Origin of the sequence: Corynebacterium freneyi (assembly GCF_030408835.1) — a bacterium.
Lineage (GTDB): Bacteria > Actinomycetota > Actinomycetes > Mycobacteriales > Mycobacteriaceae > Corynebacterium > Corynebacterium freneyi.
Genome location: NZ_CP047357.1, coordinates 1,586,073 through 1,603,662, shown reverse-complemented (window position 1 = coordinate 1,603,662; position 17,590 = coordinate 1,586,073). Strand labels below are relative to the sequence as shown.

Annotated in this window: 14 protein-coding genes; 5 read left to right on the top strand and 9 right to left on the bottom strand. The window is 68.6% G+C overall.

The annotated features are described in order from the left end of the window. Positions 1-20: 20 nt before the first annotated feature. The 4 genes from CFREN_RS07235 to CFREN_RS07220 all read right to left on the bottom strand — a co-directional run bounded on the left by CFREN_RS07235 (position 21) and on the right by CFREN_RS07220 (position 4,518). Positions 21-218 carry a ubiquitin-like protein Pup gene (locus CFREN_RS07235; protein WP_070522218.1) on the bottom strand — a complete coding sequence of 66 codons (198 nt, stop codon included), beginning with the start codon at positions 216-218 and terminating at the stop codon, positions 21-23. 89 nt (positions 219-307) lie between these two features. Further along, positions 308-1,903 carry a depupylase/deamidase Dop gene (gene dop, locus CFREN_RS07230; RefSeq protein WP_209652850.1) on the bottom strand — a complete coding sequence of 532 codons (1,596 nt, stop codon included), beginning with the start codon at positions 1,901-1,903 and terminating at the stop codon, positions 308-310. 9 nt (positions 1,904-1,912) lie between these two features. Further along, positions 1,913-3,643, bottom strand: coding sequence for a proteasome ATPase (gene arc / locus CFREN_RS07225; RefSeq protein WP_083291520.1), 1,731 nt, complete (start codon positions 3,641-3,643; stop codon positions 1,913-1,915). A 38-nt stretch (positions 3,644-3,681) separates the two neighbouring features. Beyond that, positions 3,682-4,518 carry a tRNA (adenine-N1)-methyltransferase gene (locus CFREN_RS07220; RefSeq protein WP_035120661.1) on the bottom strand — a complete coding sequence of 279 codons (837 nt, stop codon included), beginning with the start codon at positions 4,516-4,518 and terminating at the stop codon, positions 3,682-3,684. A gap of 81 nt (positions 4,519-4,599) precedes the next feature. Here CFREN_RS07220 and CFREN_RS07215 point away from each other — a divergent pair, with 81 nt between their 5' ends. The 3 genes from CFREN_RS07215 to CFREN_RS07205 all read left to right on the top strand — a co-directional run bounded on the left by CFREN_RS07215 (position 4,600) and on the right by CFREN_RS07205 (position 8,826). Continuing rightward, positions 4,600-5,550, top strand: coding sequence for a RecB family exonuclease (locus CFREN_RS07215; RefSeq protein ID WP_209652852.1), 951 nt, complete (start codon positions 4,600-4,602; stop codon positions 5,548-5,550). 221 nt (positions 5,551-5,771) lie between these two features. Continuing rightward, positions 5,772-8,159 (top strand): MMPL family transporter, encoded by a 2,388-nt coding sequence (locus CFREN_RS07210; protein ID WP_209652855.1) that lies wholly within the window; start codon positions 5,772-5,774, stop codon positions 8,157-8,159. Positions 8,160-8,235: 76 nt separating this feature from the next. Beyond that, entirely contained in the window at positions 8,236-8,826 is a 591-nt protein-coding gene (locus CFREN_RS07205) for a TetR/AcrR family transcriptional regulator (protein WP_209652857.1), read from the top strand. 19 nt (positions 8,827-8,845) lie between these two features. On the opposite strand, the gene aspA is transcribed toward CFREN_RS07205, so the two are convergent. The 4 genes from aspA to CFREN_RS07185 form a co-directional block, all read right to left on the bottom strand. Continuing rightward, a complete protein-coding gene (aspA, locus tag CFREN_RS07200; protein ID WP_070522232.1) occupies positions 8,846-10,369 on the bottom strand; it encodes an aspartate ammonia-lyase in 1,524 nt (507 codons plus the stop codon). A gap of 54 nt (positions 10,370-10,423) precedes the next feature. Further along, positions 10,424-11,266 carry an ATP phosphoribosyltransferase gene (hisG, locus tag CFREN_RS07195; protein WP_070522432.1) on the bottom strand — a complete coding sequence of 281 codons (843 nt, stop codon included), beginning with the start codon at positions 11,264-11,266 and terminating at the stop codon, positions 10,424-10,426. 91 nt (positions 11,267-11,357) lie between these two features. Further along, positions 11,358-11,621, bottom strand: a complete 264-nt coding sequence (locus tag CFREN_RS07190; RefSeq protein WP_035120671.1) for a phosphoribosyl-ATP diphosphatase — start codon at positions 11,619-11,621, stop codon at positions 11,358-11,360. A gap of 89 nt (positions 11,622-11,710) precedes the next feature. Further along, positions 11,711-12,400 carry an HAD family hydrolase gene (locus tag CFREN_RS07185; RefSeq protein WP_209652859.1) on the bottom strand — a complete coding sequence of 230 codons (690 nt, stop codon included), beginning with the start codon at positions 12,398-12,400 and terminating at the stop codon, positions 11,711-11,713. 235 nt (positions 12,401-12,635) lie between these two features. On the opposite strand from CFREN_RS07185, the gene CFREN_RS07180 reads away from it, so the two are divergent. Next, positions 12,636-13,652, top strand: coding sequence for a thioesterase family protein (locus tag CFREN_RS07180; RefSeq protein WP_244979523.1), 1,017 nt, complete (start codon positions 12,636-12,638; stop codon positions 13,650-13,652). Between the two features lie 21 nt (positions 13,653-13,673). Next, complete coding sequence (locus tag CFREN_RS07175; RefSeq protein WP_070522239.1) at positions 13,674-14,717, top strand: App1 family protein phosphatidate phosphatase; 1,044 nt, start codon at positions 13,674-13,676, stop codon at positions 14,715-14,717. Between the two features lie 821 nt (positions 14,718-15,538). Here the strand turns inward: CFREN_RS07175 and CFREN_RS07170 are convergent. Continuing rightward, complete coding sequence (locus tag CFREN_RS07170; protein ID WP_425321486.1) at positions 15,539-17,542, bottom strand: heavy metal translocating P-type ATPase; 2,004 nt, start codon at positions 17,540-17,542, stop codon at positions 15,539-15,541. Positions 17,543-17,590: the final 48 nt, after the last annotated feature.

The following is a 17,590-nucleotide window of genomic DNA, read 5'->3' as shown; positions in this document are numbered from 1 at the left end:
CCCACCGCGTCGGCCACGGTTTACTCGCCGCCCTTCTGCACGTAGGAGCGGACGAACTCCTCCGCGTTGTTTTCCAGCAGGCCGTCGATCTCGTCGAGCAGATCGTCGGTGGAGTCGATGTGGGCCTGCGCCTGGCCGCCGCCGGAGATCTCGTCGATCTCGTCGTCGCCGCCGGAACCGCCGCCGCCCTGGATCTGGCCGCCCTTGATGTCCGCCATGGTGCTCTCCTCGTGTTCGTTGCCGTCGTTTGTCTATTGCCGTTGCTTGTTCTCGCCGTCGCGCGGTTCGTCGCCCGCGCGTCGTGGCTCTACCGGGTCAATCCTGCCAGCCCGCGCTCCCGGAGACCGGCAACCAGGCTCGCGATGTCGGGGGACTCCTCCAGGAGCTTTCCGACGGTGTCCGCCCCCAGTCCGGAGACGTCGCTCAGCGACAGTTTGACCATTTCATCGCCCACGTCGACGATCGCGCTGTCCCAGCTGGCCGCGGCGACGTCGTCGCTGAAGCGGCGCAGCAGCCCGCCGCGCAGGTAGGCGCGGGTTGTTTCGGGCGCGTGGGTGATGGCGCGTTCGACTTCGGCGTCGTCGACGATGGTGCGCATGGCGCCGCGGCGCACGAGCGCGTGGTACAGACCCCGGGCCGGGTCGATGTCCGAGTACTGGATGTCGATGAGCGCCAGTTTCGGGTGATCCCAGCCGATGCCGGCCCGGGCGCGCAGGCCCTCCATGAGCTTGAGTTTCGCGGTCCAGTCCAGCAGGTGGGCCGTGGACAGCGGATCCGCTTCGAGCAGGTCGAGGACCTCGCCCCACAGCTTGACGACGTGCGCCGCCGACTTCACGCCGGTCGCGCCGGTGGCCTCGTCCGACTTCGCCGCATACGGGGCGACGCGCTCGAGGTAGCGGCGCTGGATCTCGATGGCCGTCAGGTGCGTGACGTGGTCGTCGAGCTGCAGCTTCACCGTGCACGTCAGGTCGCGGGACACGCGCTGGACGTCGGAGACCGGATCGCGAAGCGCAAGGTCCGAGAAGTCGACCCCGTCCTCGATGGCGTCGAGCACCAGCGACGTGGTGCCCAGCTTCAGCAGCGTCGCCGTCTGCGACAGGTTGGCGTCGCCGATGATCACGTGCAGCCGTCGCCAGTGGTCGGCGTCGGCGTGCGGTTCGTCGCGGGTGTTGATGATGCCGCGGTTGAGCGTCGTCTCCAGCGACACCTCGGTTTCGATGTAGTCGGCGCGCTGCGAGATCTGGAACCCGGGCTCCTGGCCCTTCTGCCCCAGCCCGACGCGCCCGGAACCGGTGAACACCTGCCGGGTGACGAAAAACGGCGTCAGGCCCGCGATGATCGCGTCGAAGTCGGTGTCCCGCCGGAACCGGTAGTTCTCGTGCGCCCCGTAGCTGGCGCCCTTGCCGTCGACGTTGTTGCGATAGATCTTCAGCTCGACCGGCTCGGCGTCGTCATCGGAACCGCCCGATCCGTCGCCCGCCTCGCCGTCCGCCGCGTCGGCCGTCGCGCCGCGCCCGGCCAGCTGCGCCGCCTCGAACATGATCCGGTCCCCGGCGAGGTCCGCCACCAGCGCGTCGTACGCCGACGTCGTCTCCGGCGCCGAATACTCCGGATGGGCGTGGTCGACGTAGAACCGCGCCCCGTTGACCAGGATCAGGTTCGCCGCGCCCAACGCATTGGGGTCGACGACCGGTGCCATGCGGTAACGGCGCAGGTCGAAGCCGCGGGAATCGCGCAACGGCGACTCCGGTTCGTAATCCCACCGGGTGCGGCGGTCCAGCCCTCCCGAGTGCTCCTCGGCATACGCCAGCACGGCCTTCGTCGACGTCAGGATCGGGCTGAGCTCCGGCTTGCCCGGCGACGTGATGCCGTATTCGATTTCGGTGCCCACTACGCGCGCCATGTGCCGCTCCTACTCCCCCGCGCCCTCGCGCGGACCGTCGTCAAGCGAAAAACCCCGCCCCGAATCCGACGCCGATCCGAGCACCCCGAACTCGGCGTCCTCGTGGACGTGCTGATGCTGGATGACCTGCACGTCGACGACGCGACCCGTCGGCCGGCCCGAAATGCGGGCCCACTCGTCCGGATTCGACGTGTTGGGCAGATCCTCGTTCTCGGCGAACTCCTCGCCCACCGCACGCAGCAGATGCTCCTCGGTGATGCCCTCGCCGGCACCGGAAATGACCGCCTTGATGGCGTGCTTCTTCGCGCGGTCGACGATGTTGGCGATCATCGCGCCCGAATTGAAGTCGCGGAAGTACAGCATCTCGCTGGACCCGTCGGCATAGCGGATGCGCACGTACTCGTTTTCCGGGCTCGTCCGGTACATCCGCTCGACCACCGAATCCGTCAACGCGGCCACCAGCTCCTCGACGCCGCCGTGGCGCTCGATCTCCGCAGCCGAATACGGCAGGTCCGGCGTCAGGTACTTGGTGAAGATGTCCTTCGCCGCCTCCTCGTCGGGGCGCTCGATGCGGATCTTCACGTCCAGTCGGCCCGGGCGCAGGATCGCCGGGTCGATCATCTCCTCGCGGTTCGACGCGCCGATGACGATGACGTTTTCCAGCCCCTCCACGCCGTCGAGCTCCGCCAGCAGCTGCGGAACCACCGTGTTCTCCATGTCCGAGCTGACGCCCGAACCGCGGGTGCGGAAAATCGAGTCCATCTCGTCGAAGAAGACGATGACCGGGCGGCCGGCCTCGGCGATGTCGCGGGCGCGGTCGAAGATCAGGCGGATCTGCCGCTCCGTCTCGCCGACGAACTTGTTCAGCAGCTCCGGGCCCTTGACGTTGAGGAAGTACGACTGCGCCCGGCGCGCCTCCTCCTCCGAGTGGCCCTGGTTCAGGGCGATCTTGCGGGCCAGAGAATTGGCCACCGCCTTGGCGATGAGCGTCTTGCCGTTGCCGGGCGGGCCGTACAGCAGCACGCCCTTCGGGGGCCGCAGCCGGTAGCGGGTGAACAGCTCCGGGTGCAGGAACGGCATCTCCACCGCGTCGTGGATCTGCGCGATCTGCCGCTTCAGGCCGCCGATGTCGGAGTATTCGACGTCGGGGATTTCCTCCAGCACGAGGTTTTCGACCTCGGCCTTCGGGATCACCTCGAAGGCGTGGCCGGACTTGCGGTCGATGAGCACCGTGTCGCCGACCTTCGCCTGCAGGTCGCCGGCGAGCTTTACGACGAACTCCTCCCCATGGTGGTCCGTCGCCAACACCCGCTTCCGGTCGGGCAGCGTTTCGCGCACCAGCGCGAGGTCGCCGTGGTCGGGGTAGCCGCAGTCCTCGACGACGAGATTGCCGTCGGTGAGGCGGACCATCGTGCCTGGCTTGAAGTCGGCGACGTCGAGGCTGCGCAGGACGTTGAGCCGCATGCGGCGGTTGCCCGTCCACACCTCCGCCGCCTGCGCGGGCCGGCTCGACCCGCCGGTCTGCTCGATCGGGCCGTTCGGGTCGTCGATCTTGCCCTTCGCGGGTTCCAGGAAGATGCCGTACGTGCTCGGCGGATTGGTCATCTGCTCGAGGTCCTGGCGCAACAGCGTCAGCTGGTCGCGCGACTCGCGCAGCAGCTCCACGAGCTTTTCGTTGCGCGCGCCCAACGTGCGGTTCTTCTGCCGGAGATCGCGGATGGTGTCGGCGGGGGTGGTCATGAATCCCAGGTTACTCACCCGAAGATCGGGATATGGCGCTACCTCTGGTTGCGGCGCTGCGGGCGCGGGGGCACCGTGCCGTCGGCCAGGCGGCGGGCCCACACCAGGAAGGCGGTGTGCGCCTGCATGCGGTGGGCGGGGCGGACGGACAGCTCCTTGACGTTCCAGTCGCGCACCAGCGATTCCCAGGCGCGCGGCTCGGTGAAGCACTTCTGGTTGCGGATGCCCTCCATGACCTTCATCAGCTGCGGCACGGTGGCGACGTAGACCATGAGCACGCCGCCGGGCTGCAGCAGTGCCGATGCGGCGTCGAGGCATTCCCACGGGGCGAGCATGTCCAGGATGATGCGGTCGACCGGGCCGCCGAGGTCTTCCTGCGTGACCTCGGACATGTCGCCCAGGCGCAGGTGCCAGTTGTCGGGCTTGTCGCCGAGGAATTCGACGACGTTGCGTTCGGCGTGTTCGATGTGGTCTTCGCGGATTTCGTAGCTGAACAGGGTGCCGTCCGGGCCGATGGCCCGCAGCAGGTTCAGGCTCAGGGCGCCGGAGCCTGCGCCGGCTTCCAGGACGCGGGCGCCGGGGAAGATGTCGCCTTCGACGATGATCTGGGCGGCGTCCTTCGGGTAGATCACGGCGGCGCCGCGGGGCATGGACAGGATGTAGTCGACCAGCAGGTGGCGCATGGCCAGGTAGACGGTGCCTTCGGCGGAGGTGACGGTGGTGCCCTCGTGCGCGCCGATGAGGTCGTCGTGGGCGATGGCGCCGCGGTGGGTGAAGAACTGCCCGCCTTTTTCCAGCGTCACCGTGAAGTGCCGGTTCTTCGAGTCCGTGAGTTGGACGCGATCGCCTTCCTGGAACGGGCCGCTGTCTGCCATGTGTCTGATCCTCGCTGCATCGTCTGCGGTCGGTGGCGGGGTGCGGCGGTTGGATCCGTGCCCCGGGTTAACCTGGCCAGTATGCCCGAAAATCCCCTGCACTCCGATTCGACTACCGCCGCGTCCGCTTCGGCGGCGTCTGCTCCGGATGAGGCCGCCGCCCCCGCGTCGTCTTCCCCGGCTGCGTCGCCGTCCCCGAACGCTCGACGGGGGCTTGCGCTGTCGCCGTCGCGGGCGGGCGATTACCGGCAGTGTCCGCTGAAGTACCGGTTCCGGGCCATCGACAAGTTGCCCGAGCCGTCGACCGTCGCGCAGGTCAAGGGCACGCTGGTTCATGCGGTTCTCGAGGACATGCATGCGCGGCCCCGGGAGGAACGCTCGTACCCGGCGGCCGTCAAGCAGCTCAAGCCCACGTGGCGGCGGATGCTTGACGACGACGCCGACGGCGAACTCGCCCGGCTCGTGCCCGAGGAGTCGCTGTTCGATTTCCTCGTCGAATGCCGTGGTCTGCTCAAGGGGTACTTCATCATGGAGAACCCGACGGGCTTCGATGCGGCGGAGATCGAGAAGTTCGTGCAGATGACGCTCGGCGTCGATGCCGGTGCAGGCGGGGGCGTGCCGGTGCGCGGTTTCATCGACCGCGTCGACGTCGCCCCCACCGGGCAGGTGCGCATCGTCGACTACAAGACAGGAAAGAAGCCCCACCCGCGTTTCCAGGACGAGGCGCTGTTCCAGATGCGGTTCTACGCCCTGGTGTGGTGGCGGTTGACCGGCCACGTCCCCGAGCAGCTGCGGCTGATGTACCTGAAGGTCGCCGACGACCTGACGCATTCGCCCACCGCCGGGGAACTCGAGCGTTTCGAGGGGGAACTCGCGGACCTGTGGGCCGCCATCGTCCGCGACGGCGAGTTCGGCGACTTCCGTCCGAAGAAGTCGAAGTTGTGCGGCTGGTGTTCTTTCCAGGAGTTGTGCCCGGCGTTCGGCGGCACCCCGCCCGAGTACCCCGGATGGCCGGGGGCCCACGGCGAGTAGGCGCGCCGGGCGGTCGCCCCATCACCGTCGTCGACCGTGCGTGAGAATGCGCACACCGCGGGGCGCCCGCCTTGGGACTTGCATGAGCACTGCAATATTCTGAGGTGGCTGACAGGGGGACGCGAACGTCGTAAAGCAGCGGCGTAAAGCACTGGACGAGCACCGAACGCGGCGTGTCCGCGAACCCCGCCGACACGACGACGAAAGAGGGGCCGCCCCGCATGGCGACATTCCTGTACAAGGTGGGCCGGTCGGCCTACCTCCATCGATGGCGATTCATCGCCGTCTGGCTGCTGCTGATTCTCGGCGCCGGCACCGCCGCCGCGACGCTGACCCAACCGATGAGCAACACCTTCACCATCGAAGGCCTCGAGTCGGTGGAGACCCAGGAACGAATCCAGGAGCGCTTCCCCGGCGAGGGCAACGCGCTCGACGCGCCCACCGGCACCGTGGTCATCCAGGCCCGCGACGGCGCCGCACTCACCGACCCCGACGTCTCCGCCGAAGTCGACGCATTCGTCGCCGACCTGCGCGGGCTCGACGTGCTCGCCGACACCGACGCGCTGGTCTCCCCCGTGCTCGCCGCCGGCGGCGTCGCCCAGCAGATGAACGAGCAGTACGCCGGCCAGGGCGTGCCGCAGGAGCAGATCGACGCCAACATCGCCGCCGTGTCCCCGCTGTCCGCGGACAAGGCCACCGGCACGGTCACCGTCACCTTCGACGCCGAGGGGGCGATGGGCGTCACCGGCGACGCCAAGGACGCGTTCGCCGCCGTCGTCGACGACCATGACGACGGCGCACTGGACATCTCCTACGCCGGCAACGTCTTCCAGACCAACGAGCTGTCGTTCGTCTCCGAGCTGGTCGGCATCGCCGTGGCCGCGATGGTGCTCATCATCACCTTCGGTTCCTTCGTCGCCGCCGGGCTGCCCCTGTTGACCGGCGTCATCGGCGTCGGCATCGGCATCGCGGGCGTGTACGCGGCGACGTCGGTCACCGATTCCATCGCGTCGATGACGCCCACGCTGGCCGTCATGATCGGCCTGGCGGTGGGCATCGACTACGCCCTGTTCATCCTGTCCCGTTTCCGCAATGAGCTGGTGCTCCACGTCGGCGGCAACGACCTCGAGCCGAAGGAGCTTGCCGACGAACTGCGCGGAATCCCGTTCCGCCAGCGGGCCCATTTGGCGGGGCTCGCCGTCGGCAAGGCCGGTACGGCGGTGGTGTTCGCGGGCATGACCGTCATCATCGCGTTGGTCGCCTTGTCGATCATCGGCATCGACTTCCTCACCGCGATGGCGTTTTCCGCCGCCGCGACCGTTTTCATCGCCGTGCTCGTGGCCGTCACGCTGTTGCCGGCGATCCTCGGCGCGGTGGGCACGAAGGTCTTCGCGGCCCGTGCTCCGTTCGTCAAGGCGCCGGACCCGGAGGACGAGAAGCCGACTATGGGCCTGAAGTGGGTCCGCATGATCCGCGCCCGCCCGGTGGCGTTCCTCCTCGGCGGCGTCATCGTGCTGGCGCTCGCCGCGATTCCGGCCACCCAGCTGCGCCTGGCCATGCCCTCCGACGGGTCCGCGGCCCCGGGCACCCCCAACCGCATCGCCTACGAGACGATCGACGAGGCCTTCGGTCCCGGCCGCAACGCGCCGATGGTGGCGCTGGTGGAGGTCGGCGACTCCTCCGCCGCCGACGTCGATCCCGCGCAGCTGCCCATGATCCACGCCCAGGCGGCGGCCCACATCCAGGGCATCGACGGGGTGGTCAACGCTCAGGTCGTCGGAATCTCCGAGGACGGTACCGCCGCGCAGGTCCTGATCACCCCCGAGGTCGGCGCCACCGATCCGCGCGCCGCCGAGGTGCTGGAGAACATCCGCGCGGGCGAGGCCTCCTTCGAGGAGGAAACCCCGGCCACGTACTCCGTCACCGGCGTCTCCCCCATCTACGAGGACATTTCCGAGCGCCTGTCCGACGTTCTGGTGCCGTACGTCGCCATCATCATGGTGCTGGCGTTCCTGCTGCTCATGGTCGTGTTCCGTTCGCTGTGGGTGCCGCTGCTGGCGGCGCTTGGCTTCGGACTGTCGGTCGCCGCGACCATCGGCCTGACCGTCGCCCTTTGGCAGGAGGGCTGGCTGGGCATCGTGTCCGACCCGCAGCCGCTGATCAGCTTCCTGCCGATCATGCTCATCGGCATCGTGTTCGGGCTGGCCATGGACTACCAGGTATTCCTGGTCACCCGCATGCGCGAGGGCTGGGCGCACGGCAAGACCGCGGGCAACGCGACGGCCAACGGCTTCAAGCACGGCGCCCGCGTGGTCACCGCGGCGGCGCTGATCATGATCTCGGTGTTCGCGGCGTTCATGCTCATGGACGAACCTTTCATCAAGGTCATGGGCTTCGCCCTGGCCCTGGCGGTGCTGCTCGATGCGTTCATCGTCCGCATGACCATCATTCCGGCGACGATGTTCCTGCTCGACGAGCGTGCCTGGAAGATCCCGGCATGGCTGGACAAGGTGCTGCCGAAGGCGGACATCGAAGGCGAGTCGCTCGACGTCGCCGCCCCGCCCGCCACGCCGGTGGAAAAGGTCGATTCCGCCGATTCCGGGGCCTGATACGTTCAACGGGAACACGCCCGATCGCGCGGGCCCTCCGCGCGGGCGACGGCGAGGAACGGAAGGGTGCGGGGCCATGTCCGGACTGCGCGAGCAGAAGAAGCTGCAGACCAAGAACAGCCTGGCCACGGCGGCGGTGGCGCTGCTGGTGGCCGAAGGCGACGAGGGTGCCACGGTCGCGGCCATCGCGTCGCGCGCCGGGGTGTCCACCCGCACGTTCCACAATTATTTCGCCGCCCGCGAGGACGCCTTCCTGCACTTCATCGAGGAAAAGATCGACGGGTGGGAAGCGGCGATGCGCTCGGCCCCGGCGGAGCAGTCGCCGTTCGAGGTGCTGCGCGGCATCATCGTCGCGATGTACGACCGGCCCGTCGAGGACATCGCGTCGGTGCCGAATCTGGTCACCGTCGCCGAGCACGTCATCGTGGGGCTCGGCCCGGACGGCGGTGACCGCGCGCACCGCATTTTCCGGGGGCTGCGCGGGGCGATCGTCGAGCGGTCGGGCGGCGGGCTGTCCCCGTTCGAGGCTCAGACGCTCATCCACATGTGCCTGTCGGCGTCGAGCGTGGTGTTCGAGGCGGTGCGCGACGGCGAACTCGCCGCCGGCCGCACCACGCGGCAGATGCTTGACGACGCCTTCTCGTTCATCTCCGCCGGCATCGACTGAGAGACGGCCGAAGACCGGTTCAGTCGACGGCGCCCCCGGCATCGGCATCGCGCCCGGCATCGTCGTCAAGCCCCAGCTCGGACAGGCGGGTCTCCCCCGCCACATAGCGCTTGCCGCGGTACTCCGGGTGCATGAGGTTGTCGGTGGACAGGACGCGATCGAGTTCGGCTTCGTCGAGAAGCCCCTTCTCCAACACCAACTCGCGCACGCCCCTGCCGCCGGCGGCGGCCTCCCGGCCGATCATGTCTCCCTCGTGGTGGCCGATGACCGGGTTCAGGTACGTCACGATGCCGATGGAATTGTCCACGTACGCCCGGCACACGTCCGCGTTGGCGGTGATGCCCTCGATGCACAGGGTCCGCAGGGTCTTCGACGCGCGGCGCAGCAGGGACATCGACTCGAACAGGCACTGCGCGATGACCGGCTCCATCACGTTGAGCTGCAGCTGCCCCGCCTCCGCGGCCATCGACAACGTCAGATCGTTGCCGAAGACTTTGAAGCACACCTGGTTGACCACCTCGGGAATGACCGGGTTGACCTTCGCCGGCATGATCGACGACCCCGCCTGCCGCTCGGGCAGGTTGATCTCGTTGAGGCCCGCGCGCGGCCCGGAGGACAGCAGACGCAGGTCGTTGCACATCTTCGACAGCTTCATCGCCGCGCGCTTGAGCGCCGAATGGGCGTTGACGTAGCCGCCGGTGTCCGACGTCGCCTCGATGAGGTCCTTCGCCGACGACACCGACAGGCCGGTGACCTCGCCGAGCGCCTGCACCACCGCCTGGCGGTACCCGGACGGGGCGTTGACGCCGGTGCCGATCGCCGTCGCCCCGAGATTGACCTCCAGCAGATTGTCGGCGGCCTCCTGGATGACCGCGTGCTCTTCGGCGAGGTTGTTGGCGAACGCGTGGAACGCCTGCCCCAGCGTCATGGGCACGGCGTCCTGCAGCTGCGTGCGGCCCATCGTGATGATGTCGTTGAACTCGTCGCCCTTGGCGTGCAGCGCGTACTCGAGCTCGTCCATCTCGGCCATCAGACCGGTCATGGCGATGTGCACCGCCAGCCGGAACCCGGTCGGGTAGGCGTCGTTGGTGGACTGGCACTGGTTGACGTCGTCGTTGGGGTTGACCACGTCATAGCGGCCGCGCGGGAAGCCGAGGTACTCCAGGGCGAGGTTGGCGATGACCTCGTTGGTGTTCATGTTCACGCTGGTGCCGGCGCCGCCCTGGAACAGGTCGATCGGGAACTGATCCATGCAGCGGTGGTTGACCAGCACCTGGTCGCACGCCCAGATGATCGCGTCGGCGACGTCGGTGGGAATGGTGTGGACGCGGCGGTTGGCGATCGCCGCGGCCTTCTTCACCATCACCATGCCCCGGATGAACTCCGGGACGTCGTTGACGGTCGTGCCGGAGATGGGAAAGTTCTCGACGGCGCGCAAGGTGTGGATGCCGTAGTAGGCGTCGGCGGGGACTTCGCGCTGACCGAGCAGATCGGTTTCGGTGCGAGTGGCGGACGTTCGGTGCGTGTTCGTATCGGGGCCCATGCCTACGACTGTACGTGTGCGGCGCAAAAAACGCTGGTCGGGCCCCGTTTTGCGCTAGATGCGGGCGATGCGGATGTCCGAGGCCAGGATCGCCTCCGCGCCGAGTCCGGCCAGCTGGTCCATCAGCGGGTTCGCGAGATCGCGGGGAACCATGGCGCGCACGGCGACCCAGTCCTCGTTGGCCAACGGCGACACGGTCGGACCGGACAGGCCCGGGGTGACGCGGGTCGCCGCCTCGAGGTTGGCGGTGCTGATGTTGTAGTCGATCATCATGTAGTTCTTCGCGTGCAGGATGCCGGTGAGGCGACCGAGGAAGACGCGCTGCGCCTCGGTGACCTCGTTGTCCCGGCGGCCCACGACGACGGCCTCGGAGTCGCACAGCGAATCGCCGAAGACCGCCAGCCCCTGCTTGCGCAGCGTCCGTCCGGTGGAGACGACGTCGGCGATGGCGTCGGCCACGCCCAGGCGGATGGAGATCTCCACCGCGCCGTCGAGGCGGATGACCTCGGCGTCGATGCCGCGGTTCTTCAGGTCCTCGCGCACCAGGTTCGGGTACGACGTGGCGATGCGCTTGCCCGCCAGGTCCTCCACCGTCCAGTTTTCGTTGGCCGGTGCGGCGTAGCGGAACGTCGACGCGCCGAAGCCGAGGGAAAGCACCTCGGTGACCGGGGCCAGCGAATCGGCGGCCAGGTCGCGGCCGGTGATGCCGAGGTCCAGGTGTCCGTTGCCCACGTAGACCGGGATGTCCTTGGGACGCAGGAAGTAGAACTCGATGTCGTTGGCCTCGTCGGCGACGGAGAGGCTCTTCGACTCGCCGCGGCCCGGGTACCCGGCCTCCTGCAGAATCTCCAGGGCGGCCTCGGACAGGGAGCCCTTGTTGGGCACTGCGACGCGCAGGGTGGTCACGATGTTGCTCCTCGTTGTTCGGTGCGGCGGGACGCTGCCGCGGTGGCCCGGGCCGCCTTCCCGCGGCCGGGCGCGCCGGCGTTTACAGGTACTTGTAGATGTCTTCCGGCGTCAGCCCGCGCTGCACCATGACGACCTGGGTCCAGTACATGAGCTGCGAGATTTCCTCGGCCAGCTCGTCGTCGGACTGGTACTCCGCGGCCATCCAGACTTCGGCGGCCTCTTCCACGATCTTCTTGCCCTGGAAATGCACGCCGGCGTCGAGCGCCTTGACGGTGCCCGACCCCTCGGGGCGGCTGGCCGCCTTGTCCTTCAGTTCCGCGAAGAGATCATCGAAGTTTTTCACGCGCACCATCATTCCACGCGCCCCCATGCGCCGCGACGGGAGGGTGGCCGGTGGGCGTCGGACGACCCCCGGGCGGGGCGGCGCCTCGGCTACCGGGACAGGCGGGCGTGGACGGCGCGGAGGTCGTCGAGGCTCCAGTCGCCGAGGTCGCCGTCGAGATGTTCAGCGGGAGGCGCGAATTCGGCGATCGCCTCGGCCGGTGGGGCGGCCTGCGGCATGGGCGCCCACAGGACGCGGCAGCCGGCGGCGATGGCGGAGCGGACGCCGGTGACGGAGTCCTCCAGCGCCAGGCAGTCGGCCGGGTCGACGCCGGCGATTTCCGCGCCGCGCAGGTACGGGTCCGGGGCGGGCTTGCCGGCGGGGACGTCATCTCCGCAGACGGTGTCGGTGAAGGCGTCGCGGCCCATCGCCTCGATGCAGTATTCGGCGACGCGGCGGCGGGTGTTGGTCACCAGCACCACCGGGATGTCGGCGTCGTGCGCTTCTTCGATGATGGAGCGCACGCCCGGGCGCCACTGGATGCCGCGTTCGGCGATGAGCTGCGCCACGCGGGACTCCATGAACTCGGATTCGCGGGCGATGACCTCGTCGGTGACCTCCACCTCGGCGTGCTCGGCGCAGATCGCGATGGTGTCCGGCAGGGTGTTGCCGATGCACTTCGCCCGCAGTTCGGGGGTCAGTCGCCGGCCCAGTCGTTCGGAGACGTCGTAGGTCGCCACCTCCCACAACGGTTCGGTGTCGATGAGGCTGCCGTCCATGTCCCAGAGAATCGCTCGCACCCCCGCCACGGTAGCCGGGGCGGACGAAAAGCGCCGGACGGGCGGGCTTCCGGGTGTCCCGATCGGCCGCGGTTCGCAGGTGCTTTAACGACGGTCGGCGGTTGTCGCGCGCCGGTCGGCGGGGGCTTCACGACGATGCGTGGATACGTCACGACGGTTCGACCCCACGACGGTTCGACCCCAGAAACGTGTGTTCCATATCACGTTAGTGGCGATTAACTGATAGCGTCACGGCATGGACAACAGCATCGGACACGACCACGACGCCGACGGCTCCCCCGCCGACCGCTTCCCCGCCGACGTCGTCAAGCAAGGCAAGCCCGACACCCGCCCGCCGAAGCCCAACGCCCTCGGCGACCCCACCAAACACGACCGCATCAAGCAGATGGGGCTCGACCCCGCCACCGAAATCAACGCGTACTTCGAACACCTCGGCCAAGCCGACCCCGAGGAAATGGGCCTGCCCGAAGGCGAAACCATCGAACGCTACCGCCCCACCCTGCACACCTGGGGCCCCTGGGGCGCGTTCCAACACGGCGCTCCCCCGGCGGCGATCCTCACCCACGCCCTGCAACGCTGCCCCGGACTGCCCGACGGCATGCGCACCACCCGCGTCGCCGTCGACATCCTCGGCGCCGTGCCCTACACCGAAATGCGCACCCGCGCGCGCATCACCCGGCCCGGCAAGCAGATCCTCAAAGTCGAAGCCGAACTGCTCGCCGAAGACCGCAACGGCAACTGGCGCGCCGTCGCCTCCGCAGCCGCCTGGCGCATGGCCGTCCTCGAAACCGACGAAGTGGAAAAGTCCTTCGCCCGCCCCATCCCCGGCCCCGAACAGGCCACCGTCGGCGGGCCGCTTTACGACGACTGGGACTGCGGCTACATCGACTCCATCGACATCACCAGCCTGCCCGACCCCGACGAACCCGACGGCCACCACCGCATCCACTGGGTGCGCACCGACAAGCCCATCGTCGCAGGCGACACCACCGACGGCGTCGAATACCTCATGAGCATGGTCGACGTCGCCAACGGCGTCGGCGCATCCCTCGACCCCCGCGAGTGGATGTTCATGAACACCGACCTCGTCGTCCACCTCCACCGCGAGCCGCGCGGCGAATGGATCGGCATCTCCGCCAAGGCCTCCATCGGCCCCGACGGCATCGGCATGACCGCCGCCGACCTCTACGACGTCCACGGCCCCGTCGGCCGCTCCATGCAAACCCTGCTGGTTAGGCCGCAGTCGACGTAGCGGGACGGTAACCTCGTCGGCATGGCCCTCTCCGACGTCGCGCGCAAAACCGAACGAATGATCAACCGCGTGGGGCGGCAGCGGAAGTTGGCGAAGGGCTGGCGGCCCGCCATCACCGGGTTCTCCGGTTACGGGTCGGTCGATCGCGTCCACGTCCTCGGCCGCGTGCTCATGGAGGACCCGTATTCGGAACCGCAGACCGATATCCAGCGCGGGTGGCGGCAGTTCATCACCACGCAGGTCGGCGATCACCCCGTCACGGTCCGCGTCGGCGACCAGGTCGTCCACTCCCGGACCGACTCCAACGGATACATCGACGTCCTCGTCCTCGACCACGGCCTGGAGCCGGGGTGGAACGAGGTGACCATCGAGGCGCGCGATGCCCGTCCCGTGACGGCGCGCGTCCTCATCGTCGAGCCGTCTGCACGCATCGGCCTGGTGTCCGACATCGACGACACGGTCATGGTCACCTGGCTGCCGCGCGCGGTGTTGGCCGCCTGGAATTCGTGGGTGCGTCACACCAACACCCGCAAGCCGGTGCCGGGGATGGCCGAGTTTTACCGCGAGCTCCTGGCGGATCACCCGGGTGCGCCGGTGGTCTACCTGTCCACGGGCGCGTGGAATACCTTCGAGACGCTCGAGAATTTCCTCGCCGTCAACGGGCTGCCCGACGGCCCGATGCTGCTCACCGATTGGGGCCCCACCCCGACCGGATTGTTCCGTTCCGGCCAGGAGCACAAGCGGGTCCAGCTGCGCAACCTGTTCATCGACTTCCCGGACATCAACTGGATCCTGGTCGGCGACGACGGCCAGCATGACCCGCTGATCTACAGCGATGCGGTTTTCGAACACCCCGACCGCGTTGCCGGAGTTGCCATCCGGCAGCTCTCCCCCGGCGAGCACGTTCTGTCGCACGGCACGGCGTCGGCGTTGGAGAAGATCGACGGCGACGACCGTCACGGTGCCCCGGTTATCCAGGGTGCCGACGGCCACGAGCTGCTGGAGAGGTTCCGCGCCCGGCCCTTCCCGCAGGTGACGGGGTCCGTGGAGCAGGACGGCCAGTAGCGCGGCTGCGTGGCGGGGCGGGTTCCGTCGAGCCGGACGGCCGCTAGCGTCGGAAAGCCGTCAGTTCGGGGTCGGCCGGAAGCGCGGCCGTTTGGCGATGGTCAGAGCCGCCTTGTACGACAAATGCAGCCTCCCGGTTTTCCGTCCTGGGGATTTACCTGCGTTCACTTGGGGTGAGGCTGCATTTGTCGTCTAACGGGGCCCGGCGTTGGGCAACGAGGCCCGGCGCCGGTTTGCGTGGGGGCGTCGGCGATTCCGTTCCGGTTCGAGTTGCTTTGCGACGCGCGGCCGGGCAGGCGTAGGCCCAGGGGTGAGAGCAACCGCACGGGTGTGACTCGCGGCCGAACACGCGCACGCCCACGGGTGCGAGCGACCTCGGCTCGCCCCCTTCCTATTCGTCGTCGAAGTCGCTCAGTTCCCCGCGCACCATTGCGACGCGGGCGGCGTTCGTGGTGGCCGTAGCCGGCGTTGTACGACGAATGCAGCCTCCCGATTTTCCGTCCTGGGGATTTACCTGCGTTCACTTGGGGTGAGGCTGCATTTGTCGTCTAACGGGGCCCGGCGTTGGGCAACGAGGCCCGGCGCCGGTTTGCGTGGGGGCGTCGGCGATTCCGTTCCGGTTCGAGTTGCTTTGCGACGCGCGGCCGGGCGGGTGCAGGCCCACGGGTGCGAGCAGCCGTGCCGCCGCGGCCAACCGTGCGGTGGCGATTAACCGTGCGGCTGCGGCCAACCGTGCGGTGGCGATTACCCGTGCGGCTGCGGCCAACCGCACGGTGGCGATTAACCGTGCGGTGGCGGGCACGCACCGGGCCGGTGCTCCCCTACTCGTCGTCGAAATCGCTGAGTTCCCCGCGCACCATGGCCACGCGGGCGGCATTGGCGATGGCGACGATGTCGATGACCTCCTGGGCAATGGCGCCCATGATCGGCGTGAGCAGGCCGAACGCGGCCAGCAGCATGCCGATGGTGGACAGGCCCATGCCGCCGATGACCGACTGCAGGGCGATGCGGCGCATGCGGGCGCCGATGTGGATGAGGTCGTCGAGGCGTTCCAGGGAGGAATCCAGCACCACTGCGTCGGCCGCCTCCGCGGTGACGTCGGAGGTCGCGCCGAACGCGATGCCCGCCGACGCGGCCGTCATCGCCGGCGCATCGTTGATGCCGTCGCCGAGGAACAGGGTCGGTCCCAGCTTGGTGCGCTCACGGACGATCTCGAGCTTATCCTCGGGGCTGACTCCGCCGCGGACTTCGTCGATGCCGACCTTGTCCGCCAGTCGGCGCACCTCGGCTTCGCGGTCGCCGGAGATGATCATCATGTGCTCGACGCCGTGGTGCTTCGGCAGGTGGGCCACGAAATCCGATGCGGAGGTGCGGGGTTCGTCGCGGAAGGTGACGGTCGCGGCGTAGGCGTCGTCGAGCAGGATCACCGACTCCATGCCCATTTCCCGCTCGGGCAGCAGCGGCACGGACTCGTGGTCGATGTCGGCGAGTCCGGTGCGGTTGGTCAGGCGCAGCTCACGGCCGCCGACGACGCCGACGAGGCCCTGGCCCGGCTTCTCCGACACCGATTCCACGGCCGGCAGGTCCAGGCCGCGCTCCTCCGCGTCGGCGACGATGGCGGTGGCCAGCGGGTGCTTGGAGTACTTTTCGACGGCCGCCGCCGCGGCCATCACCTCGTCGCGGTCCAGGCCGGGCGCGGTGGCCACGTCGGTGACGATGGGCCGGCCGTAGGTGAGGGTGCCGGTCTTGTCGAACATGACGGTTTCGACGCGTCCGACGTCTTCGAGCATCGCCGGGTTTTTGATGATGATGCCGCGCTTGGCCGACAGCGAGATCGCGCCGATGATGGCCACCGGCACGCCGATGAGCAGCGGGCACGGCGTCGCGATGACGACGACCGCCAGGAACCGCGTCGGGTCGCCCGACGCCACCCAGCCGATGACGCCGAGCGCCAGGGCCACCAGCGTGTACCAGGCGCCGAGGCGGTCGGCCATGCGGCGCATGGGCGGGCGGTTGTCCTCCGCGTCGCGCAGCACGCCGACGATCTTGGCGTAGCGGGAGTCGCCCGCGACCTTCTCCGCCCGCACGGTCAGGGCCGTTTCGCCGTTGACCGCGCCGGAGATGACCGACGAGCCCTTCGACTTCTTCACCACGTACGGCTCACCGGTCAGGTAGGACTCGTCCATGGCGCCGTCGCCGTCGACGACCTCGCCGTCGACGGGGCACAGTTCATGCGGCAGAACCAGCAGCAGGTCGCCGACCCGTGCTTCGTCGGCGTGGATGTCGTCGACTCCGTCGGTGAGGTCCGCGCCGCGCAGGCGGTGGGCCACCGACGGGCTGCGCTTTGCCAGGGCGTCGAGGGTGGCCGACGCGCGTTTCGACGCCGCTTCCTCCAGCGCCTCGCCGCCGGAGAGCATGAGCACGATGATCGCGGCGACGAGCCATTCGCCCAGCAGCACGGCGGAGATGATGGAGACCGCGGCGAGCATGTCGGCGCCGCCGCGCGCCTGGATGGCACCCTTCACCACGTCGATGGTCAGCGGGATGCCGCCGACGACCACCATGGCCACCAGCGGCCAGTCGGACGCCCAACCGTCGAGGCCGACGGCGAATTTCAGCACCAGGTGGATCGCGATGGCCGCCAACGTGACCAGCGCCAACATTCCGTCGCGGGAGGAGGCGAATCCCCGCAACGCCTGCCCCGCCGTCGGTGATCCGGCGGGAGCGGTGTTCGCCGGTGACCGCGTTTCCGTTTTGGTGCTCACGCCACCATCTTTTGTGCCCATGACACCATTGTTGCCGGAAAAACCCATCTTCACCAGCAAGTATGGGCTGGGCGGTTGTTGGTAACCGTGGCTTACCTGTCGTCGGCA